General features: G+C 46.3%; 20 protein-coding genes and 2 riboswitches. Of the genes, 11 read left to right on the forward strand and 9 right to left on the reverse strand.

Going from position 1 to position 25,928, the window contains the following annotated elements:
* Positions 1-297 precede the first annotated feature (297 nt).
* Positions 298-2,448 carry a S9 family peptidase gene (locus KIH41_RS02315; protein WP_214161380.1) on the reverse strand — a complete coding sequence of 717 codons (2,151 nt, stop codon included), beginning with the start codon at positions 2,446-2,448 and terminating at the stop codon, positions 298-300.
* 155 nt (positions 2,449-2,603) lie between these two features.
* Here KIH41_RS02315 and KIH41_RS02320 point away from each other — a divergent pair, with 155 nt between their 5' ends.
* The 8 genes from KIH41_RS02320 (at position 2,604) to KIH41_RS02355 (ending at position 17,086) form a co-directional block, all read left to right on the forward strand.
* Positions 2,604-6,935, forward strand: coding sequence for a PAS domain S-box protein (locus KIH41_RS02320; RefSeq protein ID WP_214161381.1), 4,332 nt, complete (start codon positions 2,604-2,606; stop codon positions 6,933-6,935).
* Between the two features lie 62 nt (positions 6,936-6,997).
* Entirely contained in the window at positions 6,998-8,305 is a 1,308-nt protein-coding gene (locus KIH41_RS02325; RefSeq protein WP_213946162.1) for an outer membrane protein, read from the forward strand.
* Positions 8,306-8,421: 116 nt separating this feature from the next.
* Positions 8,422-8,523: riboswitch (SAM riboswitch) on the forward strand.
* 69 nt (positions 8,524-8,592) lie between these two features.
* Positions 8,593-9,645, forward strand: a complete 1,053-nt coding sequence (locus tag KIH41_RS02330) for a homocysteine S-methyltransferase family protein (protein ID WP_214161382.1) — start codon at positions 8,593-8,595, stop codon at positions 9,643-9,645.
* Positions 9,642-12,323 (forward strand): methionine synthase, encoded by a 2,682-nt coding sequence (gene metH, locus KIH41_RS02335; RefSeq protein WP_214161383.1) that lies wholly within the window; start codon positions 9,642-9,644, stop codon positions 12,321-12,323. The genes KIH41_RS02330 and metH overlap by 4 nt, the downstream gene beginning before the upstream one ends.
* Positions 12,324-13,277: a methylenetetrahydrofolate reductase [NAD(P)H] gene (gene metF / locus KIH41_RS02340; protein ID WP_214161384.1), complete on the forward strand. Its 954-nt coding sequence runs from the start codon at positions 12,324-12,326 to the stop codon at positions 13,275-13,277.
* Positions 13,278-13,318: 41 nt separating this feature from the next.
* Positions 13,319-14,164 carry a hydroxymethylglutaryl-CoA lyase gene (locus KIH41_RS02345; protein ID WP_214161385.1) on the forward strand — a complete coding sequence of 282 codons (846 nt, stop codon included), beginning with the start codon at positions 13,319-13,321 and terminating at the stop codon, positions 14,162-14,164.
* Positions 14,165-14,542: 378 nt separating this feature from the next.
* Positions 14,543-16,162, forward strand: a complete 1,620-nt coding sequence (locus KIH41_RS02350; RefSeq protein WP_214161386.1) for an LVIVD repeat-containing protein — start codon at positions 14,543-14,545, stop codon at positions 16,160-16,162.
* Positions 16,163-16,267: 105 nt separating this feature from the next.
* On the forward strand, positions 16,268-17,086 hold the full coding sequence (locus tag KIH41_RS02355) for a ZIP family metal transporter (protein ID WP_213946156.1): 819 nt from the start codon (positions 16,268-16,270) through the stop codon (positions 17,084-17,086).
* On the opposite strand, the gene KIH41_RS02360 is transcribed toward KIH41_RS02355, so the two are convergent.
* Positions 17,087-17,479 carry a group III truncated hemoglobin gene (locus KIH41_RS02360; protein WP_214161387.1) on the reverse strand — a complete coding sequence of 131 codons (393 nt, stop codon included), beginning with the start codon at positions 17,477-17,479 and terminating at the stop codon, positions 17,087-17,089.
* Between the two features lie 235 nt (positions 17,480-17,714).
* Here KIH41_RS02360 and KIH41_RS02365 point away from each other — a divergent pair, with 235 nt between their 5' ends.
* Together KIH41_RS02365 and KIH41_RS02370 are read left to right on the forward strand one after the other, a co-directional pair.
* Complete coding sequence (locus KIH41_RS02365) at positions 17,715-18,143, forward strand: hypothetical protein (RefSeq protein ID WP_214161388.1); 429 nt, start codon at positions 17,715-17,717, stop codon at positions 18,141-18,143.
* A gap of 532 nt (positions 18,144-18,675) precedes the next feature.
* The gene (locus KIH41_RS02370) at positions 18,676-19,956 is read left to right on the forward strand and encodes a DUF445 domain-containing protein (RefSeq protein WP_214161389.1); all 1,281 of its coding nucleotides are present in this window, start codon (positions 18,676-18,678) and stop codon (positions 19,954-19,956) included.
* 4 nt (positions 19,957-19,960) lie between these two features.
* Here the strand turns inward: KIH41_RS02370 and thiH are convergent, their stop codons facing one another.
* From thiH to KIH41_RS02405, 7 genes are all read right to left on the reverse strand, one after another.
* The gene (thiH, locus tag KIH41_RS02375) at positions 19,961-21,094 is read right to left on the reverse strand and encodes a 2-iminoacetate synthase ThiH (protein ID WP_214161390.1); all 1,134 of its coding nucleotides are present in this window, start codon (positions 21,092-21,094) and stop codon (positions 19,961-19,963) included.
* Positions 21,087-21,857, reverse strand: a complete 771-nt coding sequence (locus KIH41_RS02380) for a thiazole synthase (protein ID WP_214161391.1) — start codon at positions 21,855-21,857, stop codon at positions 21,087-21,089. Before KIH41_RS02380 ends, thiH begins: the two co-directional genes overlap by 8 nt.
* A complete protein-coding gene (thiE, locus tag KIH41_RS02385) occupies positions 21,832-22,461 on the reverse strand; it encodes a thiamine phosphate synthase (RefSeq protein ID WP_214161392.1) in 630 nt (209 codons plus the stop codon). The genes KIH41_RS02380 and thiE overlap by 26 nt, the downstream gene beginning before the upstream one ends.
* A complete protein-coding gene (locus tag KIH41_RS02390; protein ID WP_214161393.1) occupies positions 22,461-23,069 on the reverse strand; it encodes a thiamine phosphate synthase in 609 nt (202 codons plus the stop codon). The genes thiE and KIH41_RS02390 overlap by 1 nt, the downstream gene beginning before the upstream one ends.
* 1 nt (position 23,070) lies before the next feature.
* Positions 23,071-23,280: a sulfur carrier protein ThiS gene (gene thiS / locus KIH41_RS02395; protein WP_213946148.1), complete on the reverse strand. Its 210-nt coding sequence runs from the start codon at positions 23,278-23,280 to the stop codon at positions 23,071-23,073.
* Between the two features lie 49 nt (positions 23,281-23,329).
* Positions 23,330-23,421, reverse strand: a riboswitch (TPP riboswitch).
* A 36-nt stretch (positions 23,422-23,457) separates the two neighbouring features.
* Positions 23,458-24,216, reverse strand: coding sequence for a TIGR03915 family putative DNA repair protein (locus KIH41_RS02400; RefSeq protein ID WP_213946147.1), 759 nt, complete (start codon positions 24,214-24,216; stop codon positions 23,458-23,460).
* Positions 24,213-24,935, reverse strand: a complete 723-nt coding sequence (locus KIH41_RS02405) for a hypothetical protein (RefSeq protein ID WP_214161394.1) — start codon at positions 24,933-24,935, stop codon at positions 24,213-24,215. Before KIH41_RS02405 ends, KIH41_RS02400 begins: the two co-directional genes overlap by 4 nt.
* Positions 24,936-25,174: 239 nt before the next feature.
* On the opposite strand from KIH41_RS02405, the gene KIH41_RS02410 reads away from it, so the two are divergent.
* Entirely contained in the window at positions 25,175-25,720 is a 546-nt protein-coding gene (locus KIH41_RS02410) for an SAM-dependent methyltransferase (RefSeq protein ID WP_213946113.1), read from the forward strand.
* Positions 25,721-25,928 lie beyond the last annotated feature (208 nt).

Below are 25,928 nucleotides of genomic sequence, written 5' to 3' on the forward strand. Positions count from 1 at the left end.
TAGCTTATATACTAAGTATTTTCTTAGTGCCTTCGGGCCTTTGTGGCTCATCTAATCTAGCTACAAAGGCGCTAAGACTCAAAGAAATGTATGGGTTGAGAATGTCTTCAACATGAACTTCTTTGCGCCTCTGCATCGTAGTGGCTAGCTTATATACTAAGTATTTTCTTAGTGCCTTGGGGCCTTTGTGGCCCATCTAATCTAGCTACAAAGGCGCTAGGACTCAAAGAAATGTTTGGGTTGAGAATGTCTTCAACATGAACTTCTTTGCGCCTTCGGGCCTTTGTGGCTAGTTAATTAATCTCTGTACCTCTCAAAGAATTCGATGATGCGGGCGATGCGGTCGATACGGCGGTTGATGTTTCCGGAGCGGGAAAGCTCGTGGCCCTCGCCAGGGTAGCGCACATACTCCACAGGCTTGCCGAGGATCTTGAGGCTTTTGTAAAGTAGCTCACTTTGTCTGACTCCGGTTCTGTAATCCACGTCCCCGTGCTTGATCAGCAGAGGAGTTTGGATCTGGTCCACGTAGCTTTGAGGGGAGTTGTAGTCCAGAATCTCCTTCACGCCTTCTTCCCAGGGGTAGCCAAAGTGGTTGGGGACCAATCTCCAGGCGTTTCCTTCTCCCAAAAAGAAAGTGAGTTCGTAAACCCCTCTTTGGGCAAATGCAGCCTTAAACCTGTGGTCATGGCCTACAATCCAAGCAGTAAGGTAACCGGCATAGCTTCCTCCTGTCAAAAACAACTGATCACCGTCGATCCAGTCGTAGCGGCTCTGGGCATCATCCAAAGAGCCTAGCACATCACTTGCCGGGCCGTCTCCCCAATCCTGGAAATTGCCTTTTTGGAATGCCCTTCCATAACCTCCCGAACCTCTTGGGTTGGCATATACCACGCCGTAACCTCTGGCGGTCATGGTCTGGTATTCATGCCACATGGAAAACTCTCCCGGTCCCCACATGGCCGAAGGTCCCCCGTGCATCTGCAGCACCGTAGGGTATTTTTCCCCCTCTCTGCGGTCCACCGGCTCCATTACCCAATAATCGATTTCAAAGCCATCCTGACTTATTTGATGGGCGGTAGGCTTTGAAATTTTGCGCTCTGCCAACCAGCTGTCGTTGAATGAGGAGAATTTTTGGGCATTTCCAGCATCCAGATCCGCTAGATAGATTTCACTAGGGTTCTCTATTTGGGTCAAGGCATATACCAGCCTGTCACTGTCGATGTCAAAACTTTGAACGCCTACTGGCCCTTCGATCAATGGGGTAGTGCTGCCTCCCTCTATGGAGGTTCTGAAAAGTGTCACGCCTCCAATATTTGGAGCGGTATAATAAATGTGTTGCCCGTCTTTGGTCCATTTGCCGGAATAAACGCTTCTGTCAAGGTCTTCGGTGATCCAGCGGAACTGTGAGCCATCTGGCTTCATTATGCCCAGCATGCCCAAATTGTAACTTGGCTCCGTGATGTCCTGACCGGACACCAACACCCATTCCCCATCAGGGGAAAACGATGGATTTCCAACCCTGTGGTCCTCTATATGCAAAACCTGCGTTGGGGAGCCGCCATCTAGCGGTATTCTGTACACATCCGTGTGCATGGTCTCGTCTGGGTGATCCTCATATTTCACCGACGAGGCCAGCAGGAAATTGCCGTCAGGAGCCCAGTCAGCGGAGAAATAATTCTGGAAACCATTGGTTAACTGGCGGCTTTCCTTGGTGTTAATGTCAATTACCGATAGGTGGCTGAATTGCATGTCGGGGCTTAAATCTTTTTCCCCGAGAAAATTAAGTCTGGTGATCACCTTTGGGTCCTTATCGGCGGCATTTTTGGCCAAATAAGCCCTCATTTCTTCCAAGGAGCCATCTACATTCGGCTTAACGTCTTCTTTGGCTTTTCCATCCTTAATTGCGCCATAATGTGGTTCATCACCAAACTCTCTGCCCGGTCTTTCGTATTCCCATGTGGGTTCGCCCTCCAGTTCCCAGATGGGCAGGGTGCTGCTGAAAAGGATTTTCTTGCCATCGGGAGACCATTTTGGGGAGGAAGCCCCGTGTTTGGCCGAAGTAAGCACTTGGGCCTCTCCACCTTCCAGTGAAAGGAGATAGATTTGGGCCTTGCCGTCTTTGGATCTCACAAAGGCCAATGTTTTGCCATCGGGTGATAGTTCTGCGCTACGGGTGGAATTGTCGCTGCTGGTGAGGGGCCGGGCGCGGTCGGGATTGTCAATGGGGGCTATGAATACCTGGCTTTTGTATTGGTATTTTTCCTTTTCCTGCTCGATGAAGTTTTTGACAAAAATCAGGTGCTTCCCATCCGGGGTTAACTTGTGGTCAGAAGTACTTACGATCTTGGTCAAGTCACTGATCTGTACAGGCTTTTTTTCTTGTGCCAAGGCCGATAATAGGCTTAGCTGAAGGAAGAGAAGGAAAATCAAACTGTTTTTTTTAATCATAGTCCTTAGATAAGTTGGGTTGAATAGGAATGAATATAAAAAATATTGCTATTATTAAGCACGTATTTTTATATAAATGGTAAAAAAAGTAAGTATAACAAATAGCTGGGTGCAAATCCCAGAAATGTTTATTTGTAGGAAAAATTGTGTATAGCGTGGAATCCAGCATCTTTCAGTCAATTGATATTGCAGAGTATTTTGATAAAATAAATGACCCTCTGTTTATATTCAGTGAGAGTGAAGTAATATATTTTAATAATAGTTTTAAAAATCATTTTGAAAGCCTTCCAAAGAGCTGGGAACAGTTCTTTAAGGAACCCAACTTGGTGGAAGAGCTTCAGAATTTTTTTAATGGGGGCAATTTGCCTTCTCCACAGGTGGCCAAAGATTCCCTGGAGCAGGCCGAGAAGAAATCATTCTATATCTGGGAGTTTGTAAAGATGCCTTCCAAGGAGGGGCAACCGCTCTGCATGGCCAAGGGCCGCAAGAAGGTGACCTTCACCGAGATTCTTTTCGACCACCTAAGTCAGGAATCGGAAGAGGTAAAAAGGAGTGAGGTGAGCCTTATCCACAATATCCTGCGAAACAGCCACGATATGATTGCCATTTTGGACAAAAATGGCATTTTCAGATACATCAGCCCTGCCACCGTACAGATATTGGGCTATGACCTCCATGAGGTGATCGGCAAATCCTTTATGTACCTGGTCAAAAACGGCTTTATCACCATTGAAAAAGGGAATTTCGAAGACCTGGACGACAGTGAGAAGGAGATTGAAATAGATTTTTGGATCAAGACCAAAGATGGGAAAAACCTGTTTTTGGAGAGCTTCGGGAAAAACCTGCTCAATGATCCCGAGATCAACGGCCTGCTTTTCAGTGCCCGGGACATCACTGCCATCAAGAAATCGGAAAAGTCGCTCAAGAAACGGTACGAACTAGAGCAACTGATCAACCGGATTTCTGCCCGGTTTGTAAACTCGGATGTCAAAAACTTCGACGAAGTATTCAATGAAGCCTTGCGCTTAATTGGGAAGTTTGAAAAAGCAGACCGCAGCTACATTTTCTTGGTTCATCAGGACCTGAAGGTGCTTGAAAACGTCTATGAATGGACGGCCGATGGGGTGGAACCCCAGATTGAGTATTTAAAGGAGCTGCCTTACTCTGAAGAGGAGATCATTATCCAAGGGCTACTCAGAAGGGACATTACGGTGATTCCTGATATTGAGAAATTGAGTGACCGCTATATGTATGAAAAGGAAATCTACCGGCAGCAGGGAATTAAATCCCTTATGGTGATTCCTATTTTTTCCGAACATCAGCTGATTGGTTTCTTTGGGCTCGATGCCGTAAAAGAAAGGCGGGAATGGCATGCCAATGACGAGTATGTATTGCGTCAGTTGGGGGATGTGTTTGCCGGAAGCTTTATCAACCGCTCTATCAAGGTAAAGCTTGAGCGGAATGAAAACCTATTGGCTTCCACGGAGCTGTTGGCCAAATCGGGTTCCTGGAGGTTCAGCAACACCAAAAAGCGGATCTATTTTTCCAAAGGCCTCAACAATATCTTTGAGCTGGACGAAAATCTGGAATACGCCAAGATCAACGATTTCTTCAAACTGGTGAGCCCCAAAGTGAGGATGGAAATCACTACCAATGTGAAGCGTTCCCTGAAATATAGGGAGTCCTCCAGCGGGGAGTTTTCTATCACTGCCAAGGGGGGAGGTTTGAAACACATCACTTATTCCATTCAGGTAAAGGAAAACTATACCAATTCCGAGTTGGAGATTTTCGGCTATTGCAGGGACATCACCTCCAAGAAAAATGCGGAGAAAAACCTCTTGTTGCAGTCCCAGATCCTGGCCCAGGTCAATGATGCCATATTTGTGACCGACAAAAACTTGAGGGTAATCTATATGAATCAGTCGGCGGATAGGGGTTATTCCACGGATGATTTTGAAGAAAATAAAACCACGCTTTCCCAATTGATCAGCGTCATTCTTCCCAACAGCAAAAAGCTGGAGGAGCTAAAGATAAAGGTGGATGAAAATGGGTCTTGGGTGGGAGAGGTGGAAATTGAAACCAAGCAGGGGAGGTTTGAACCCCATGAGCTTGCCGTTAATCCCTTTAAGGATGATGAGGGCAAGCCGATTGGGTATTCCTTTTTGGCCAAGAACCTTACTTTCCAGAAAAACAGTGAGGAGATAGCCAAAAAATCCAGACTGATCATTGAAAACAGCCCTGCGGTACTGTTTACTCTGGATCCCAATGAGAATTTCAGGATTAATTTCATTACGGATAACATCAGCCAGTTTGGGTACAATGCTGAAGAGGTAGTTCGAAATCAGACTTCCATACTAGATTTCATCCACCCCGATGATGCCAAGGAGTTGCTCCATTACCATAAGAGTAACACCACGGATACGGGGGTTCCTTCTTTTTCGGGGGAATACCGGTTTAGGACAGCTGATGGGGCCTACAGATGGGTGGAAGACAGGACTCGGGAGATCTATGACAAAAACGGCAAGATTCTTCTACATGAAGGCCTTTTCCAGGATGTTACCGAAAGGAAAAAGCACCGCCTGGAGATTGAAAGAAACGAAAAGCGGTATAGGGTGTTGGCTTCCAACATCCCTTTTACCAATGTATTTCTGATAGATAAAAACCTCAAATACATTGTGGCTGAAGGACCAAACTTCAAATATTGGGGGATGGATTCAGGTACATTTGAGGGAAAAACAATCTATGAGGTGCATACCACCAATTTGGAAAAGATAGAACCGGTAGTGGAGGCTGCGCTCAAAAAGAGGCGAACTGTACAGGAAACCATCACGCTGCTAAGCCGAGTTTACGAGCTTACGGCCAAGCCGATTATTGCGGGTGATGAGGTGGAATATATCCTAGGCATAGTGCGGGATATCACGGAGGAATACCGTGTGAAGCAGGATCTTCAGCGCAGTGAGGAGAAGTACAGAAACCTGGTGGAGGAATCCACCGAGATCATCTTCTCCCTCGGTGCCGATTTGGAATTGACCTATATCTCACCCAATGTCAAGCAGTTTTTAGGCTATGAGCCTCATGAAGTTACGTCGGCTAGCTTAAATAAGTTTTTACACCCTGAGGACACCGAAGTCTTTGTGGAGAAGATGAAGGAAAATGATATTTTCTTCCAGGACAACCAATATTTGGAGTTTAGGCTTGTCCATAAAAAAGGGGAATACCGAATCTTTTCTGCCAATGGAAAAGTGATCAAAGACCAGAACGGCAAATTTAAATATTACACCGGTATAGCCAGGGATATCTCAAAGCTCAAGGAAGCCCAGCGTGAACTTTACATTGCCAAGGAAAAAGCCGAACAGGCATCCATGGTCAAGTCGCAGTTTCTAAGTATCATGAGCCACGAGATCCGTACGCCTATGAATGCCGTGATTGGGATGTCCCACCTTCTGATAGAGGAGGATCCTAGGCAGGACCAGCTGGAGAACTTGAGGACGCTGCAGTTTTCGGCAGAAAACCTGCTGGGTCTGATTAATGATATTTTGGATTACAGTAAAATCGAGTCCGGAAAAATCGAGCTGGAGCACGTGGATTTTGAGCCGAGAAACGTGCTTAACCGCATGATGCACAGCCATACCTTCCAGGCCAGGGAAAAATCCCTTGAAATCATCCCCAAAGTGGATAACAGGGTGCCTGAGATACTCAACGGTGACCCGGTTCGGTTGGGTCAGATTATCAACAACCTGATTTCAAACGCCATCAAGTTTACAGAAAAAGGCCATGTGAAGATTTCCCTGAGTAACATAGGGGAAACCGATGACAAGGTTACGGTAAGGTTTATGTTTGAAGATACCGGTATTGGTATCGATGAGGATAAAAAGGATATCATCTTTGAGGCCTTTACCCAGGCCAGTACCGAAACTACGCGTAAGTTTGGTGGAACGGGGTTGGGCTTGGCCATTGTCAAGAAACTGGTTGAGCTGTTTGATAGCCGCATAGTGGTGCAGTCCCAAAAAGGGAGGGGTACGCTTTTCATGTTTGACATTGAGTTTAACAAGTACATCAAGAAATCTATCGTCCATAAGGACAGTCAGGATTCCAGTGTTAAGAATCTAACCCAGGCCAGGATATTGGTAGCCGAGGACAACTTGGTCAACCAGATCATGATCCGCAAGTTTCTCACCAAATGGGAGGCCGGGCATGTGGAGTTTGCCAATGACGGGGTGGAGGCCTTGAAGCTTTTTGAGGCGGGAGACTTCAACCTTATTTTGCTTGACCTGCAGATGCCCGAAATGGATGGATTTGAGGTTGCCAAGGTAGTCAGAAGCCATCCCAACGAGCAGAAAAGGACCATTCCGATCATCGCCCTTACGGCCTCCAGCCTCATCGAAGTCAAGGACCAGTTGGATGAAGTGGGCATGGACGATTACATTCCCAAGCCGTTTAACCCGGATAATCTATATGCCAGGATGATAAAATACCTGCAGAAGTAAAATTCAGGTATCATTTCTGTTATGTGAAGGAATAGCTTAATTTTGGGCCCAAATTCAAGTTGATGCGGATATTCTTTACCATTCTCATAAATGTATTGCTGGTCAGCCTGGCTTCCGCCCAAGGTTCCAGACACCAGAGAAGCACACTGCACCTCATCCAGGGTAATGCCGGTGCCAACCTAAGGGAGTTTAACCAGCTGCTGGAAGATAAGGGAATCAGCCCCCTTCGCAGGGGCTATTCCACTTTTGGCATAGGTTACCAAAACAGGTTCAACGATTTTGTGCTCGGCTTTGAGCTTTACCACAACAACGGTCCCCAGTCCACATTCCGTGACTATACCATTGATTACCGCACCTCTAGGGCCTACTTGAATGTCGGTTATGCCTTTACGGAGGAAGGGCGCTTTCACCTGATTCATTATATGTCCATAGGTGTAGGCTACCTCAATTTTGAGATGCTGGAGGAAAACCGCCCCGAATCGATGGCCGGCTTTCTGGCGGATCCCGAGATGGGTTTTATTTTGCGCCAAAACAATATTCATAAAGGCAGCCAGAAATTTGGTGGGCTGCTTACTGAAATAGGTTTTCAGGTCGGCTATGATATAGACCTGCCGGTGATGGAAGAATCAATTGAGGTGATTGCCAAATTCGGGTATTCATTCAGCCCCTTTGAAAATGCCTGGAACAGGAAAGGAATAGCTTTTGACAATGCCCAAAGTGGTCCATTTCTGCGCTTGGGAGCGGGGATAAGCCTTCCAGACTATAATTATTTCTACAGGGATGCCTCCCTGGGCGTACACTTGCTATATGGTTTGCACTTTACCCGGCCTAGCCAGTTGAATGAATCCTTGAGCACATATGGATATCAGCAGTTCCAAGGCAGGCCCAGCAATTGGGGCTTGAAGATCCTGGGGGAAAACCGCGGGACGCTATACGGTCTGGATATCTACAACCTCGCCTATGGCGGACAGGCAAATGCCGAAAGGTCGCATACGCTGAACAGTGTGCGGGTTTACGGCAACTTCGGTCAAAAGCTTTATGACCACAAGAATGTGGAAATGGGCGTATTGGGGGGCTTTGGATATGGCAACCTCCGCTACACCACTTTAAAGGATATGAAGCCAGACTTCCCATTGTTGTTTGAGGAGCCAAACCATGACGGGTATTTACGGACTTGGGGCTTTTTGGCCAAGCCGGAGCTTTACCTGGCCTATGCCATGCCGTTGAGCAAGCGTAAATCCTTTGACCTGATTTATAGTGCACATTTCGGCTATGAACTTCCTGTGGGAAGGTTTAGGCTGGCCGATATGGGGATGAACAAATACGTGGCAGGGCCCTATGTGCAGTTTGGGTTTGGGATCAGGCCGTAATGTGCAAAGAGGGGAAGTGATTTGGTTTTAGCTCCCACCCCTAAAGGGACTTTTGATTTTTTAAGAATGATGCAAGTTTATGTATTTATAAATAAATTTGCTTACTTTGTAATATTAGCTTATCAAGAAAGACCGAGGGAAGGGCCCGTTGACGTCTTAGCAACCTGTAGAAAGAAGGTGCTAACTCCCGTTCCGGAAACGCCGGAAAAAGATGAGCCGTATGAAAATACTCGTTATTTTTATCCGTTCGTGTCTGTCTATGATAAGCTTTTTAAACTACGAACTATATGCCAAACCGAACAGACCTATTACTCCAAGCCCTCCGTCAAAAGATCCTGATTCTGGATGGGGCCATGGGGACCATGATTCAGCGCTACCAGCTTACAGAAGAGGGTTTTAGAACTCCAGAACTACAAGATCATCCCAAATCCCTAAAGGGAAACAATGACCTTTTGTCCTTGAGTCGTCCCGATGTGATTGCGGCCATCCATAGGGCATATTTGGATGCTGGGGCGGATATTATCGAAACCAATACCTTTAGCAGCACCACCATTGCCCAAGCCGATTATGGACTTGAGCATTTGGCCTATGAGCTGAATCTGAAGTCGGCCGAGATCGCCAAAAAGGAAGCATTGGCCTATTCTGAGCAAAATCCGGATAAGCCCAGGTTTGTGGCCGGAGCCATTGGTCCCACCAACAGGACGGCATCCATTTCCCCTGATGTCAACGACCCGGGATTTAGGGCCATTACCTTTGACCAACTAGCCGAGGCATATGCCGAGCAGGTGAGGGGGCTGCTGGATGGAGGGGCAGATATTTTATTGGTGGAAACTATTTTTGATACCTTGAATGCCAAGGCCGCTCTATACGCTATTCAAGATGTGTTTGAAGAAAAAGGTATTCCCCTTTCCCCAGAGGAAGGAGGGATCCCTATTATGATCAGTGGCACCATTACCGATGCCTCTGGCAGAACCCTTTCCGGCCAGACTACTGAGGCTTTTCTGATCTCACTTTCACATGTCCCCTTGTTAAGTATAGGCCTTAACTGTGCTTTGGGGGCCAAGGAGCTGAGACCTTATTTAAAAGTACTTTCTGAAAAGGCCCCATTCTACGTGTCTGCCTACCCCAATGCCGGTTTGCCTAACGAGTTTGGGCAATACGACCAGGGTCCAGAAGAAATGGCCAAGCAGGCGGAGGTTTTTCTCAAGGAAGGGTACATCAATATCCTTGGAGGGTGCTGTGGCACTACTCCGGATCATATTGCTGCATTGGCACAAGTCTCAGCTAGCTATTCACCCAGAAAAGCAACATTGCAAACCGAATCAAACCTACCTATATGAATAAGACATTTCCATTGAAACTTTCAGGGTTGGAGCCTTTGCTCATCACTCCTGAAATCAATTTTGTCAATATCGGAGAAAGGACCAACGTGACCGGCTCCAAGAAATTTGCCCGTTTGATTTTAAATGGGGATTATGAGGAGGCTTTGGAAGTGGCTCTTGAACAGGTGAGAGGCGGTGCCCAGGTGTTGGATGTATGCATGGATGAAGGCATGCTGGATGGAGAAGCGGCCATGGTGAAATACCTGAACCTTATTGCCTCAGAACCTGAAATATCCAGAATCCCCATCATGATAGACAGCTCCAAGTGGAATATCATCCTGGCGGGACTCAAATGCATACAGGGGAAGGGGATTGTGAATTCCATAAGCCTGAAAAACGGGGAGGAGGAGTTTCTCCACCAAGCCAAAACCATCAAGAAATTTGGAGCGGCTGTCGTGGTGATGGCTTTTGATGAGGACGGACAAGCCGATACCTATGAGAGAAGGGTGGAGATCTGTAAGAGGAGTTATGACCTGTTGACCCAAAAGGCCAGGTTTAACCCTGCCGATATCATTTTTGACCCCAATATTTTTCCGGTGGCCACCGGGATGGAGGAGCATCGCAGAAATGCGCTTGATTTCTTTGAGGCCACCAAATGGATCAAATCCAACCTGCCAGGGGCAAGGGTAAGTGGAGGAGTAAGTAATGTCTCCTTTTCTTTCCGGGGTAACAACCCCGTAAGGGAAGCTATGCATGCCTCTTTTCTATATCACGCCATCAAACACGGGATGGACATGGGGATTGTGAACCCCACCATGCTGGAAGTCTATGATGACATTGACAAGGAGCTACTGGAAAGGGTGGAGGATGTATTTTTCGACCGGAGGGAAGATGCTACTGAGAGGCTGCTTGAATTTGCCGAAACGGTGAGGTCCAAGGATAAAAAAGAGGTGGCTTCTGAAGAATGGCGTCAGGAAAGTGTGGAGAAAAGGATAGAGCATGCTTTGGTGAAGGGCGTTATCGATCATATCATTGATGATACCGAAGAGGCCAGGTTAAAATATCAAAGTCCATTAAAGGTGATTGAAGGCCCATTGATGGACGGAATGAACGTGGTGGGAGACCTTTTTGGTGAAGGGAAGATGTTTTTGCCCCAAGTGGTGAAGTCAGCCCGAGTGATGAAAAAAGCAGTGGCCTACCTTGAGCCCTTCATGCCCAAAGCGGGAGATGAGGGCTATGAAGCCAGCCAGGGCAAGATCAAAAAAGTGCTTTTAGCCACTGTAAAAGGGGATGTCCACGATATTGGAAAAAACATTGTCGGGGTAGTTTTAGCCTGCAACAGCTACCAGATCGTGGATTTGGGCGTGATGGTGGATGCACAGAAGATCATCGATGAAGCCGTAAAACAGGATGTGGATGTGATAGGTCTAAGTGGTCTGATTACCCCTTCTTTGGATGCCATGGTTAATGTGGCCAGTGAGATGGAACGTCAGGGGCTAAAACTACCTCTCCTGATAGGCGGCGCCACCACCAGTAAAATCCATACTGCGGTGAAAATTGACCCCGTTTATTCCGGTTCTGTGGTCCATGTACAGGATGCCTCGAAGTCCGTTCCCATTGTGGGTGAGTCGATCCAGGAGAGCGGCAGGGAAGTGTTTAAAGAAAAGGTAAAAACTGAATATGCCTCCCTCCGTGTGGCCCATGAGGCTAAGCAAGAAGCCAAGCAGTTGGTTAGCTTTGGGCAGGCGGTGGAAAATGCCGCAGACCTATCCGCTACTAAACCGGTGGTGCCAAAAAGCTTGGGAAGAAAAACGATTGGGTTTGATATAGCGGTTTTGCGCCATTATATTGATTGGACTCCATTCTTTAGCACCTGGATGCTAAGCGGGCGGTATCCGAAGATTTTGGAAGACAAGGTGGTTGGGAATGAAGCCAAAAAGCTTTTCGCAGAGGCCAACGCCTTGCTGGATAGGATTGTAGAGGAGAAGTGGTTTGAGGCAAGAGGAGTGTATGGGATATTTCCCGTTCAAAGGATTGGTGAGGATGTAGAAGTAGAGGCCGATGGAAACCCAACCTTTCATTTTCTGCGTCAGCAGGGGAAAAAGGGAAAAGGGGTTCCAAACCGTTCCCTGGTGGATTTTCTTTCACCTAAAGAAAAAGATTATCTTGGGGCTTTTGCCGTGGCAGCTGGTATTGGCATGGAAGCCAAGCTTGCCGAATATGAAAAGGCAGGTGATGACTATAATGCCATCATGCTCAAAGCCCTAGCCGACAGACTGGCTGAGGCCGCAGCGGAATACCTTCATCAAAAAGTAAGAAAAGAAGAATGGGGGTATGCGGAAGGGGAGACTTTGGAAAATGAAGACTTGATCCGTGAGAAATACCAGGGGATCAGGCCGGCTCCGGGCTATCCAGCCTGTCCCGAACACTCGGAAAAAGCAACCTTGTTTGACCTGCTAAACGCTGGAGAGATAGGGGTGAGGCTTACGGAGAGCTTTGCCATGTTGCCTACTTCTGCAGTGAGCGGCTTTTACTTTGCCCATCCGGAGAGCAAGTATTTCGGTTTGGGGAAAATCGGCAAAGACCAGGTAGCCGATTATGCCAATAGAAAGGGGATCAGCCTGGAACTTGCTGAGCGCTATCTTTCGCCCAATCTTGCCTATACACCAGAAATCAAACCTATAGAACAGCTATAAATGAAAATTACAGAATATATAGAGCAGGCGGATAAATGTCTGTTCTCTTTTGAAATCCTACCTCCCTTGAAGGGGCAGAGTATCCAGCATTTAATGGAGGGAATCTCCCCCCTCATGGAATTTAATCCCCCATTCGTGGATGTGACCTACCATAGGGAGGAATTTATTTATAAAAAGCACCCCAATGGACTTTTAGAGAAGGTCAGCACCAAGAAAAGACCTGGCACAGTAGGGATATGCGCCGCCATCATGCATAGGTTTCATGTGGAGGCCGTTCCCCATCTGCTTTGTGGAGGATTCACGAGAGAGGAAACTGAAAATGCGCTTATTGACCTGAATTTTATAGGTGTCCAAAATGTGTTGGCCCTAAGGGGGGATGCCCCAAAAACCGAGTCCAAATTCACGCCTGAGGATAACGGCCATCATTATTCCAAGGATCTGGTCAAGCAGATTGTGGACATGAACCATGGAAAGTATCTGCATGAGGAGACGGAAGTAGGCTTCCATACTAACTTTTGTGTGGGTGTGGCCGGATATCCCGAAAAACATTTCGAGGCCCCAAACATGAAGTTTGACCTCAAGCATCTCAAAGCCAAAGTGGATGCTGGTGCGGAATATATTGTGACGCAGATGTTTTTTGACAATAAGAAATTCTTTGATTTTGTGGACAAGGTTAGGGAGTTGGGTATCACCGTTCCCATCATTCCGGGTCTGAAACCCATTACCACGCTTAGTCAGTTGACCAACCTGCCCCGTACTTTCTTTTTGGATCTGCCGGATGACTTGCTCGACGAACTTGAAAAATGCAAGTCCAACCAGGATGTAAAAGAGTTGGGAATAGAATGGTCAATCCACCAAAGCAAGGAACTTATCGAGAGGGGTACCCCTTGTCTCCATTACTACACCATGAGTAAGGCGGATGCAACTTACCGAATAGCAAAGGCCCTATTCTGAGGAAATTTGCCTAATTTTAGGCTGAACCTGAATATGACCCCATGAAAATAATCGAATGTCCGCGGGATGCCATGCAAGGCATGAGCGGATTTATTGATACGGCCATGAAGGCCGCTTACATCAACCAGCTGCTGGAAGTTGGCTTTGATACCATTGACTTTGGTAGCTTTGTAAGCCCTAAGGCCATCCCACAGATGCGGGATACGGCGGAAGTGCTTGAGCTTTTGGATTTGTTTAAAAGCAAGTCCAAGCTTTTGGCCATCATAGCCAATGTACGGGGTGCAGAGGATGCACTTCATTTTGATGAAATTGACTATTTGGGATTTCCGCTTTCGATTTCCGAAAGCTTCCAGCAGCGCAATACCAATAAATCCATCCAGGATGCCTTGGAAACTGTGGAGAATATCCAGAATCTCTGTGAAACCAAGGGTAGAACATTGGTCACTTATATAAGTATGGGTTTTGGGAATCCATATGGGGAGGATTTTTCCCCGGAGCTTGTGGCGGAGTTTGTGGAAAAGCTAGATGAAATAGGCGTCCAGATCATTTCATTTGCTGACACAATCGGTGTTGCCCAGCCGGAATTGATCAAGAGTATATTTGAGACCAATATCCAGGCATTTCCCCATATCGAGTTTGGGGCACACTTCCATAGCACCCCGGATACTATCCAGGAAAAAGTGGAGGCAGGTCTCCAAGGAGGCTGCCGCAGATTTGATGGAGCCTTGAGAGGGTATGGTGGCTGCCCTATGGCCAAGGATGATTTGGTAGGTAATGTGGCTACCGAGAAGTTGATTGAGGTATTAGAGGCCAACGGCCATGAGCTTGGCCTAAACAAAATGGAGCTTGGAGAGGCGATGAAGCTTGCCCAGGTGATATTTCCCTAGGTTAGAACTTATTATATAGTACTTAGTACGTAGTACCTAGTACAGAAAAAGGTACCAAGTACAACGTACCAGGTACCAGGTATTCGCGGCGGCGGATTAAGGTTGCCCACTGCGTGGGTATTTGCGGGTTTGAAGGCGCAGCCTTCATTTTCCTTATCCCGAGGCGCAGGCTCGGGAAAACTTTCGGCTTTATACTTGGTACGTGGTACCTGGTACTTGGTACCATAATTCCCTCTACAGTTGCATTTGAAACCATCAAAAAACATTTTTCAACAATAATTTTTGCATTTCAAATAATATTTCTTGCTTTCTAAATATTTAGGATTTAATTTGCGCCTAATATTTTAATCCTATTATTGGTTATTTTAAAGAAGTATTATGAGAATTTTACAGGTTTCTGCTTTGGCAGTTTTCTTTTTAGGCTTAATGGCCTGTAACAATGAGGATTCAGTTCCAAATGCTAGACAGGACTCAACTATTAGTATCAACAACGATTCCGAGAGTTTGTCCAAAAGAATTAAGACTTCTTCTGCAGGTGTGGTGGGAATGAGGGGTTTTTCAGATGCGGCCTCCAGAGGCTTGGATTCTGAAAATATGCCGGCAGGTACTATGGCTCTTGAGCTAGTGGGACAGGTGGCTCCGCCGGTGGTCCACGGTGTGACGCTTCAGGCAAACCACGTCGCTATCGATGGGGATTATGCATATGTGGCTTACACTACACAAGGTCCGATTTTCCACGGGGCTATTGAGGTTTTGGATATCAGCAATTTGCCTACTCCAAATATGGTGAGCCAGGCTATATTTAAGCATTCCAACATCAACTCCATCACTTACGATGCAGGTAAGCTTTACATGGCCATTTCTTCTGATATTTATAAGGAGGAAGGGGTTGAAGCTCCATCAAACCTGCTAAGTGTATCTGTGGCAAACGGACAACTTGCAAATGATTTTAAGTTTCACGCTGTGTCAGGTTCTGCCGGTACGGATGTGATCCATACTGAAAACAAGGTGATTGTAACCAGCGGTACTTCCGGTGCGGCCAGTATTTTTGATATCAATACGATGGAAATGGTGAAGGAGGTAGAAATGGAAGACCTTCGCTCCGTAGTATATGGCAACGGCAAATTGGCCGTGCTTGATGGAACTAAAGGTGTCAATTTCTTGGATTTGGCAAATTTCTCTGTGACGGGCAATATTCCGGTCAACTTGACCATTCCCCATTCCAAAAGAACCATGGATATTCATGGCGACCAGCTTTTGGTTGCCGAAGGACCTAATGGTGTTGGCGTATATGACATGATCAGCGGTGCGTTGGTAGACAGATTGGCTATCCCAGAAGGAGAAAATGAGGTTGCCATTGAGGACTTTGTAACCAATGCCGTTTCTACCAACCAAGGTCATATCTTCATGGCCAATGGGGGAGCTGGGCTGAGCGTATCTGAGTTTGGTGCAAATAAAATTGAGGAACTAGGCGTACTTGAGATCGGAGGATCGTCAAACTATGTAAGAGTAAATGATGATTACATTTTTGTAGCAAGTGGAAAAGAAGGCCTTCAGGTTATCAAAACCAACAGAATCGATGAGGTAACCGACCCTATATGTGATGGCCTTCCTAGATACACGGGAAATGCTACCATGAATGTGAATAACGGGGCACAGGGTTACTCCGGAACGGCCCTGGTGCACGTGGTAAACGTAAATGATGAGTTGACATATTGCGGTTCTTTGGCCGTAACCAACCGTGTAAATGTAAATCAACAAGGGCAGTTTAACATGAGAGGAAATCTTGTGGTTGGTAAGCAGGGAGAAAATTCAGGTTTGATTATCAATGGAAAAATGACTGTAAATGGACATTTGGTTGTCTACGGAGATCTTACCTTAAATAATAGAGCTGTGTTGGAGTTTGTTGGTGAAAACTCAACTTTAACGGTGTTTGGAAGAACAAGCATTCACAATCAGGCCTCCATGACAGGCAATTTTAAGAACTTAACCAAATAGAACTTCGAATATATTTTAACATAAAAGTTAGGTTACTAGCCTGGATCTTTGATTCAGGCTAGTTTTTTTTCCAAACATTTTTTGTCTTTTAAGGCTAGTATATTGATGGAAGACAATCTGATTTTTGCCTTTGTACTGACTTTGCTGGCCGGAATGTCAACCGCTTTAGGTGGTGCAGTGGCCTTTACCAAGTACGGAAAGAAAGAATCCCTATTATCATTTGGACTCGGTTTGGCGGCAGGAGCGATGATTTTTATTTCCTTTTTTGAGCTCATTGTGGAGGCCATGAAATTTTTTGCCGATGAGGAGGGGAGCTCGGCAGCCTTTATCAGAGTTTCCTTGGCCTTTGTGGGAGGAATGGCTGTTTTGGCTGTGATTGGGCATGTGAGCAAAGGCGTAACGGATAAACTTAAGGTCAGTAAATTTGAAATTGAAAAGCTTTCCCAAGATGAGGAAAGTGATGAGAAACAGACCAAACTTTATCGGGCGGGCATGGTCACAGCTGTGGCATTGGCAGTGCACAATATCCCTGAAGGCCTGGTTACTTTCTTGACTGCCATTCAAGATCCCAAATTGGGAATTGGGATTGCCATAGCTATAGGTTTGCACAATATTCCGGAAGGGATGGCGGTGGCAATGCCACTCTATCATAGTCTTAAGGTTAAAAAAAGGATCATCTGGTTAACTCTGATACCCGCCGCTGCGGAACCTTTGGGCGCGCTGGTTGCCTATCTGTTGTTCTTTAGAAGCTTCGACATGCATGCCATACAGATGGTCAATGTTTTCTTGGCCAGCATCATGGTGTATATATCCCTTTTCGAGCTGCTTCCCACGGCCTTTCAGTTGAAACATGAAAGTTATTCGAAATGGGGCTTACTGGTAGGCATGATCTTGATCGGGATTACTTTGGCAGTGACCGGGTAATTACCCTCTGCCTTCCATAATCCTAAAAAACAGGATATGCGCCATCCTGCGGGCGTGTTCTTTGGCGAAGTTGGTGTTGGGGCCTTGGAAATGCTGATCCAAGGTGGTGAACCAGAGCTCAAGCCAATTGCCAAAATGGGCCTGCTGGATTTGTTGGTCGGTTTCCTGATCCACATCCCTATGCACTTTTACGGGGTTGAATTTTCCAGCACCGGGACCGGTGTTTAGTATCACCATTTCCCAAAAGTCTGTCAGCCTTTCGAGATGGGTGGGCCAATCGTGTACAATGCCGTTGAATATAGGTCCCAAAGTATCATGAGCCCTTACTTTATCATAAAAACTATTCACCAGTAGGGAAACTTCTTTTCTACTTTCTATATCCGTTTTGATCATGGTTATTGGCCTTTAGGCGGCCAATTTAGCAAGATTTGGATAAAGCCTCTGCAGAATTTTGGGAAACCTTGGGAAATTCTTGTCGCAGAACTACCTTTAGGGAAAAGTTTAAAAGTTATGCTCCATGATGCCTTTTGCCAGTTTTTTGGGATTGAGGGGACGGAAGACCGAAGACGGGAGACGGAAGAGGGGAGATGTGGGCAGCAATTTTATCGTTTTACTGATGCAATTATAAATGAGAAACTTCCTGGTTTTAGCCATTTTTATCCTTGCCTCCTGTCAGGCCAGCACTTCTGATGACAAAAAGCGCGATAGCAAACGCTACCCAAATGATGATGCACCATTGGCTTGGCTGATGAGAGAGATGTTTGAGGACATGGAGGAAATTAAAGCTTCTGTGGAGAGGGGGGAGCAGATCAAGTCTTATGTGGAGAAGCATCAGGAGCTGTTGACCTTACGGGGTACCGAGCCTCATAAATCCCAGCAAGCCAGTTTTCAGGTGATGGGAAATGGGTATCTGGAAAGCCTAAAGGTACTTGAGTCCTCCGATGAACCTGAGGAATTGCTCTCCAATTATCAAACCCTGGTCAATTCCTGCCTCGCCTGCCACACCAACTATTGCCCCGGCCCGATGCAGCGTATAAGAAAGCTGGAAATGAATTAAAAATGGGTGACAAAGGACGAAAAAATGGGTCACGAAGGGCACAAAGTTTAAAAGAAGTAGCACAAAGTTGTTTTAATTACGAGGTGTAAAGTGGTCTAAGGTCAGTCACGTTTGTTAAAATGATGAATGTTGAATTATGAATGATGAATAAATGAAGGTTATTTACGTTGCACTGATGCCCCATCCGAAGGGCGCAGCTCGAAGGGAGGGCCCCGGGTAATAAAGACGTTAAATAATAGAAAAGCCTTCAAGTTACTCCTCAAGGCGGCTTGCCTTGCGGTATACTTTGTACTTGGTACCTAGTACTTTGTACCCATTCGTAAGTACGAAATTAGGAATACTAGGAGCGAAGTGGTCTAAGGACAGTCAAGCTTGCTAAAATGTCGAATAATGCTTGCCCGCTACGCCACGGCGCACAGGCGGGGCGAGAATAACGAAGTTTAATCCCGATGTACCTAATGCTCCATTCCTCCCCGCGAGCAACAATTCCCCAGCAGATTGATTATACTATCTACACCAAATCATTTTTAATTTGAAAAGCAAAATTGGGCTTTATTCTTTGATTGCGGCGATTAGCGGGTTTGTGGTAGCAGAAGTGCTGATCCATGTGGGCTTGTTGGAAGGTGTTGGTTGGAGGGTTTTGGCTACTGGTTTTGAGGCCGCCACAGTGGGGGCGTTGGCCGATTGGTTTGCCGTGAGCGCACTTTTCTATGAAATCCCCATTCCCTACGTGAGAAGGCATACCAATATCATTGTCAAGAACAGGGATAAGCTTACCGAGGGTATTGTCGAAATGGTTACCACCAAGTGGCTGTCCCCAGAGATTATTCAGGAAAAGCTCCAGGGAGTGGAAATTACCAAGTATATATTGAAGCTGCTTGATGATCCGGAAAACCTTGACAAAACCCTGATTGCTTTCCGAAAGGTTATCCTTAAATTTTCCGAAGGCCTGGATGATCCTAAAATGGCCAGGTTTATCCAAAACATGCTCCATGACCAACTGAAGGACTTTGAGGTGGCTGAACCGTTGGGCAAATGGCTGGAAGAAACCGTATCAACCCAAAAGCACCAACAGGTAGTCAGTATGGTAATCGGGGAGGTGGAAAAATCCCTACGCACTCCAGAAACACGCCAAGTTGTCTTTGAAAAACTAAAGCTGGTGCTGGAGGAGTACCGCAAACTCGATTGGATAAAAATGTCTGCCATCTGGGTGGGGAAACGGACCGGAGGAATTGATCTAGACATTCTCACCGAGCAATTGATTGAAGTGGCTCTGGTCATGGCCAGAGAAATTGAGGGGGACACCACCCACCCGGTGAGACGAAAGATGGACGCGTACTTTTTGGAATTTGCCAATAACCTGAGAATAGGGGACAAAAAATCCGTGCGGTATATTCAGGACCTCAAGGACCAAATGGTATTGAATGTGGGCGCCAGCCACATCATTCAGAGCATACTCACCAAGCTGCAGTCCACCCTTGCTTCCCAGCTCGAGCATGATGAGACTGAGTTAATGATAATGATCAAAGATGGAGTGAAGAAGTATATAAATCAGATCCGTAATGATGTTGATTTACAGTTGAATATAGATAATTGGTTAAAGAATAAAATTACCTATATGATCAATGAATTTCACCCCCATGTTGGGACCTTGGTCAGGGACAGTTTGGGAAGGTTGGATGATAAGGAGATCATGACCCAGATCAAAGATAAGGTAGGGGATGACCTCCAATACATCCGACTCAATGGAGCAGTGGTGGGTTTTTTGGTCGGGGTTACCATTGCTTTAGTCCGACTCTTTTCGGGTATCTGAAAATTTACTGACCTACAAACCAGTCTTTCCATACTGGCTCGTATCCCTTCTTCCTGATCATGTTGGCAATCGCAGATGCCGGGCGCTCATCACAGATTTCAAATTGCTCCAGGGTTTCAGGCTCCACGGCATAGCCTCCTGGGTTGGTTTTGGACTCGGCGCTCATGCTCGTTGCGCCCAAGGGTACCACGGATTCTCTGAATTTCTCCGATTCCCTCGTGGAAATGGAAAGTTCCACGTCAGGGTTAAACATCCGGTATGCACAGATCAACTGCACGAGGTTTTTGTCCGATACGATCACATTTGGTTCAATTATACCCTCAGCAGGTCTCATGCGCGGAAAAGATATGGAATATTTGCTTTGCCAGTAGGTCTTTTGCAGATAATCCAGATGCAGGGCACAGAAGAAACTGTCGGTTCTCCAGGCCTCCAAACCCAGAAGCACACCTAGTCCAATTTTGTGGACTTTCGCCTTACCGACGCGGTCAGGTGTTTCTAACCGATAATTGAAGTTGCTCTTTTTTCCCTTTGGATGATAAACTTTGTAGGTATCTCGGTGGTAGGTTTCCTGATAAACCAGCACGGCATATACACCCAATTCCTGCAATCTTTCGTATTCTTCCTGCTCCAAAGGTTGTACTTCGATCGATATGTTGGCAAATTTATCCCGGATCAGCTTGACCGCATTGGAGAAGTAATTGATGTTGACGGTATAATTCGCCTCGCCGGACACCAATAGCACGTGTTGGAAGCCCAGGGCCTTGATGGCTTCGACTTCTTCCAGCAATTCGGAGTCAGAGAGCGTCTTTCGCGGGACACGGTTGTTGAAGCTGAAGCCGCAGTAGGTACAGATGTTTTGGCACTCGTTGCTCACGTACATGGGCGCGTACATCTGTATGGTTTTGCCAAATCTCTCCTTGGTCAGTTGGTGGCTCACCTGGGCCATTTCTTCCAGAAACGGTTCGGCCGCAGGACTGATCAGGGCCATAAAATCCTCTAAATTTCGCTTTGGACTATTGATGGCACGGATTACGTCTGCTTCCTGCTTGCTGTTGATTCTTTCGCTGATTTCATCCCAGCTGTGGTTTTCAAATACTTCTACGAAACTCTTCTGCACAATTCGGTCTTGGTTATTCATTCAAAAATTGGGTGAGGGGAGAGGATGCCTCAGCGTGGCTGCTGATTTTACCCAATCTGGCTTCAAATGCCATTCTACCAGCCTCAACAGCTAATTTAAAGGCCTTGGCCATTTCCCTTGGATTTCCAGCCACGGCAATGGCTGTATTGACCAAGACCGCATCGGCACCCATTTCCATAGCTTTGGAGGCGTCCGATGGAGCTCCAATGCCGGCATCTATGATCACTGGCACACGGCTTTGCTCAATAATGATCTCCAGGAAGGTTTCGGCTTTGAGTCCTTTGTTTGTCCCAATGGGGGCACCCAGTGGCATCACAGCAGATGTCCCGGCATCCTCCAGCCTCTTGCATAGCACAGGGTCGGCGTGGATGTAGGGCAGTACAATAAAGCCCATTTTGGCAAGTTCCTCAGTGGCCTTAAGCGTTTCGATGGGGTCCGGCATCAGGTATTTTGGATCCGGGTGGATTTCCAGCTTCAGCCAATTGGTCTCCATGGCCTCCCTGGTAAGCTGGGCAGCAAAAATGGCTTCCTTGGCATTTCTGACTCCGGAAGTATTAGGCAAAAGGTTAATATGCGGATGTTGCAGATGGGTGATGATCTGGTCGGTATCGGTTTCCATATCCACCCTCTTAAGTGCCACGGTTACCATTTCACTTCCCGAAGCCAGCACAGCCTCCTCCATATCCTTATTGCTCCCGAATTTTCCAGTTCCCAGAAAAAGGCGGGAGGTAAATTCCTTATCTGCTATTTTTAGCGGCTTCATAAAGTTTTCTGTTAAAATTTTTAATACTTGAATTGGGATCGTCCAGAAGGGCAGATGATACCGCCACTCCATAAACTCCGCATTCCAGTAATTGCGGTATATCCTCGGCATTTACGCCTCCTATGGCATAAATGGGTACCTGACCCGAGGTCAGTTTGCTGCAGATGTCCGTGTATCCCTCAAAACCGAGGATTGGGCTTAGTTTCTCTTTGGTGACTGTAAATCTCAATGGGCCCAAGCCTACATAATCCACTCCCTCATCAAGTCTTTGCTGTACATGCTTCAAGGTATTGGCTGTTCCACCGATGATTTTCTTTACGCCCAAAATCTTACGTGCTTCGGGAATGCTTCCATCATCAAGGCCCAAATGTAACCCATCTGCATCAAGCTCCTGAGCGGCTTTGACATGATCGTTGATCAGAAGTTTGGCTCCATAGGCCTCAGTAAGGCTTTTGACTTCCGTTCCGATTTTTAGAATCTTGTTTAAGGAGGCGCTTTTCCATCTAAACTGCACCCATTTGCAGCCGGCATCCAAAACCAATTTAATTCCCTCAAGTTGCTCTTCGGCCGTATGGCCATGACTGATAAACTGCAATCTTTCCATCACACACTTTCTTTAAATTGTAATGCCAAATTTAGTTCTTCCAAGGCTTTGGGTTGGGTGGATTTCCATATGCCTCCTAACAGTGCGGCACCTGAAAAACCCATCTCCATCACCAGGGGAAGCTTTTCGTTGGTAATGCCCCCTATGGCAATGAGATTGTGGTCAATATCCCTTACCTTTTCCCATTTTTTTGGATCAAAGGGTTCCCCATATCCTTTTTTGCTAATGCTTGGAAAGACAGGTCCCGTGAAGATGTAATCAAAGTAGGGTGGTAGTGTTTCCAGGGTGTCAAATGAATGGACAGAGGTGCTTAGGTGAAATCCCTGATTTTTCTGGTTTTCAATTTCCTCGACCGGCGTACTTTCCCGAAGGACCTCAGAAAAGTGGAGTCTTTTGATCCCTAAGGGGCGGGCAATATGGTGATGGGAATGCAGGGCAAGTTTCTCCCTGTGCTCATGTCCTATGAGCTCAACCAAGCGGACAAGGGCATTTTCGGGAAGAAGGGGTTTTTTGAGGTGAAAACGTTCTACTCCACAGGCTAGATAGCTCCGGATGAGCTCAGCTTCTTTGCGTACCGGGACGGGTGAAGAGAACAGTATAATTTTCATCTCAGCCCCCTTGAGTTGCTTTGAATACTACCACTTTTGCGGAATCCCTGATGATGGTTTCCGTCCATTTATTGCGAGGAATCACCTGATTTTCTATAGCTAGGGCAATTCCTTTTCCATTATTGGGAAAAGTCACCGATACCAATTCTGCAGCGCTGATTTGCTCATACTGGGGTAGGGACTTGGGGGTGTTGTTCAGAATTATTTCCATTTATGGTGAAATTTTGACTCAGAAATACAACACTTTAGGTTTGGTCTCTATGTGGACCTAGACTTTTCCCTTCGACAGTCCGAACTGCATCAGGTTCAAAGGGTATGATCTCAGCCCGCCGGGGCACCCCTAAAGTATTTAATACAAAGATAATAGTTTTGGGCAGAAGACCTACCTTCATTTCTCCACTAAGTATTTCCAGTACCTCTTCGGTACGTGTTGCAGGTGCAGCTTTGGATTTTTGCGGCTGGCTATATTGGTGGATTTAAAGTAGTTTTTCCATAAGGATTGAAATTCCATTTCCGTATCGTCCCATTCTATGCTGATAAGGGCAGGGGTTTCTGAATTTTCAGTTTGGTGAAATTCTACGGGTACTACTTTAGTCAAATCATAAAAGACCCCGTAATTTCTCTTGAGGTCAAATATCATCCACTTTTGGTCTGCATACCGGTTTTTGAAATGCTCCGAAATCAGCGGCAGCACATCAAAGTCTGGCTCAATGGTGGCATAGTAAATCTGGTCTGAGGCCAACTTGAACCTGACAAAAGCGGTCATCCGGTGCCTTTCCCTGCTGAGCTTTTTCATGATTTCCTGCAAGGCCAACACAGATGGGTGTCCGTAATCCTTGAGCACATCTTTTTCTGACTTCAGGGCATAGCGCACCACTCCAGATACGATATTCCCCACGTTTGTCTGCTCCGAAAGGGTGGCTTTCCATAAACTCTGAAGACCACTTTTTCCCAAGAGTGATTGGATTTTCGTTTTTACTCTTTCTGCTTTTTCCTGATCGGCAGACACTTTATGTATTTTTTCAAAAAGCTGTGGCCCCAGATCACCTTCAATATATATTTGAGGCTCGGCTATTTTTAGGGCGTAGCTTTCAAAAATTGCCGTCAGCAAGCCGTCAAATGATCCGTCATAGGTAAAATAGCTCATTGGAAAAGGGAAAGTTGAGGGGAGAAGTTTGCGGAAAATTTGCTGCTGCCATTTTGGAGGATAAGTTGACGCAGGGTCAAGCTGTCCATGTCCCTGGCACCCACGTGATTTCCACAGGTGATAAAATGCTGGGCGCGGTTCATGGCAATTCCAAATTTGCGAAGCTTGTCCATATTCAATGCCCCAAATTTTCTGGCCGCTATTATCTTTTTGGCAGATTTCACTCCCACGCCCGGTATTCTGAGTATCAAGTGGTAATCAGCCTTATTGACGTCAATAGGAAAATATTCCCGGTTTCTCAAGGCCCAACTTAACTTTGGGTCAATTTCGAGATCTAGATTGGGATGGTCCTCATTTACAATCTCCTGGGGATTGAATTGATAAAACCGCATCAACCAATCGGTTTGATAGAGCCTATTTTCTCTCACCAATGGGACTGGCGTGCCTAGTATGGGCAAATTTTTATGCTCCAGCACAGGCACGTAACCCGAGAAATAAACCCTTTTGAGGTTAAATTTCTGATAGAGAGTGGTGCTGGTTTTGATGATGTCCAGGTCACTTTCTTTGGTCGCCCCGATAATCATCTGGCTGGATTGGCCAGCAGGAGCAAAAATGGGGGTGGATTTGATCAGTTTCTTTTCCTCCTTAAATTTCAAGATATCCTGATGAATAGAGGCCATGGGCTTGATCATGTCCTTGTGGTTCTTGTCAGGAGCCAACAATTTTAGGCCTGAAGCTGGTGGGATGACTTCCGGATTTGGAGAGCAGTAAAGAAGACCGGAGACAGAAGACGGGAGACCAGAGAGGAAAGGCCTCTTCGCATTAAATAATTAGAAAAGTGTCAACGTCCACCCCGGATGATTCACACGCACCTTGGGCGGATTTAAGATTAAATAAATAAGAACCGCTTTCTTGGAGAGCGGTTTCTTTTTTACGGTTACATCGTTAAATAGGAAGTATGAGAGTTTATATTACAGCTATTGTGATTCTGATATTTACAGGTACATTAAAAGCCCAGGATGAAACCTCACCTGGTTTTTCGGATTATGTACCATATGTACCCACACCCAAGGAAGTGATGGAAGTGATATTTGAATTGGCGGAGATTAAAGATGGGGATGTGCTCTATGATCTAGGTTCTGGCGACGGACGGATTCCCATAGAGGCCAGCGTGAGGTATGGCATCAGGTCGGTGGGGGTGGAGATCGATGATGAACTGGTAAGAAGGGCCCGCGTAGGAGCCGAGCGCAAGGGTGTGGAAGAGCTGGTGACCATCATTCAGGGGGATTTGTTCCAGCAGGATTTTTCGGATGCTACCGTTTTGGTGCTTTATTTATTCCCGGATATCAACGAAAAGCTCCTCCCCAAAATCCAACAGCTCCCCGCCGGCACCCGCATCATCTCCCACCGTTTCCCTATCGGCGATTGGACCCCCGATCAAACCAGGAAAGTGGAGATGGAGGATGGAAGGGTTCATGAGGTGTTTTTTTGGATAGTGAGGTAGATTTGGGGTACTAGGTACCAAGTACAAGGTACACCGCAGGACAATCTGCTTTTTGGAGAAATTTGGAGGTTTTTTGTTATTAACCGTCTTTATTTACGTAGCCCTCCCTCAGAGCTTCGCTCTTCGGATGGGGTGTCAGTGGAACGTGAATCAACTCGGTCCTCATATTTGCGCCTAAACTTTCCATGCAATCCTGCCGTTAAAGTAA

It is taken from the genome of Litoribacter ruber (assembly GCF_018500185.1).
In the GTDB taxonomy this organism is placed as follows: Bacteria; Bacteroidota; Bacteroidia; order Cytophagales; family Cyclobacteriaceae; genus Litoribacter; species Litoribacter ruber.

What these genes read in the sequence shown, in the direction of transcription:
- KIH41_RS02380 (WP_214161391.1), bottom strand. Translation starts at nt 21,857, where the DNA reads ATGAAGCCGCTAAAAATAGCAGATAAGGAATTTACCTCCCGCCTTTTT.
- KIH41_RS02400 (WP_213946147.1), bottom strand. Translation starts at nt 24,216, where the DNA reads ATGAGCTATTTTACCTATGACGGATCATTTGACGGCTTGCTGACGGCA.
- KIH41_RS02345 (WP_214161385.1), top strand. Translation starts at nt 13,319, where the DNA reads ATGAAAATAATCGAATGTCCGCGGGATGCCATGCAAGGCATGAGCGGA.
- metF (WP_214161384.1), top strand. Translation starts at nt 12,324, where the DNA reads ATGAAAATTACAGAATATATAGAGCAGGCGGATAAATGTCTGTTCTCT.
- KIH41_RS02355 (WP_213946156.1), top strand. Translation starts at nt 16,268, where the DNA reads ATGGAAGACAATCTGATTTTTGCCTTTGTACTGACTTTGCTGGCCGGA.
- thiS (WP_213946148.1), bottom strand. Translation starts at nt 23,280, where the DNA reads ATGGAAATAATTCTGAACAACACCCCCAAGTCCCTACCCCAGTATGAG.
- KIH41_RS02315 (WP_214161380.1), bottom strand. Translation starts at nt 2,448, where the DNA reads ATGATTAAAAAAAACAGTTTGATTTTCCTTCTCTTCCTTCAGCTAAGC.
- KIH41_RS02360 (WP_214161387.1), bottom strand. Translation starts at nt 17,479, where the DNA reads ATGATCAAAACGGATATAGAAAGTAGAAAAGAAGTTTCCCTACTGGTG.
- KIH41_RS02350 (WP_214161386.1), top strand. Translation starts at nt 14,543, where the DNA reads ATGAGAATTTTACAGGTTTCTGCTTTGGCAGTTTTCTTTTTAGGCTTA.
- thiE (WP_214161392.1), bottom strand. Translation starts at nt 22,461, where the DNA reads ATGGAAAGATTGCAGTTTATCAGTCATGGCCATACGGCCGAAGAGCAA.
- KIH41_RS02410 (WP_213946113.1), top strand. Translation starts at nt 25,175, where the DNA reads ATGAGAGTTTATATTACAGCTATTGTGATTCTGATATTTACAGGTACA.
- KIH41_RS02390 (WP_214161393.1), bottom strand. Translation starts at nt 23,069, where the DNA reads ATGAAAATTATACTGTTCTCTTCACCCGTCCCGGTACGCAAAGAAGCT.
- metH (WP_214161383.1), top strand. Translation starts at nt 9,642, where the DNA reads ATGAATAAGACATTTCCATTGAAACTTTCAGGGTTGGAGCCTTTGCTC.
- KIH41_RS02330 (WP_214161382.1), top strand. Translation starts at nt 8,593, where the DNA reads ATGCCAAACCGAACAGACCTATTACTCCAAGCCCTCCGTCAAAAGATC.
- KIH41_RS02325 (WP_213946162.1), top strand. Translation starts at nt 6,998, where the DNA reads ATGCGGATATTCTTTACCATTCTCATAAATGTATTGCTGGTCAGCCTG.
- KIH41_RS02365 (WP_214161388.1), top strand. Translation starts at nt 17,715, where the DNA reads ATGAGAAACTTCCTGGTTTTAGCCATTTTTATCCTTGCCTCCTGTCAG.
- thiH (WP_214161390.1), bottom strand. Translation starts at nt 21,094, where the DNA reads ATGAATAACCAAGACCGAATTGTGCAGAAGAGTTTCGTAGAAGTATTT.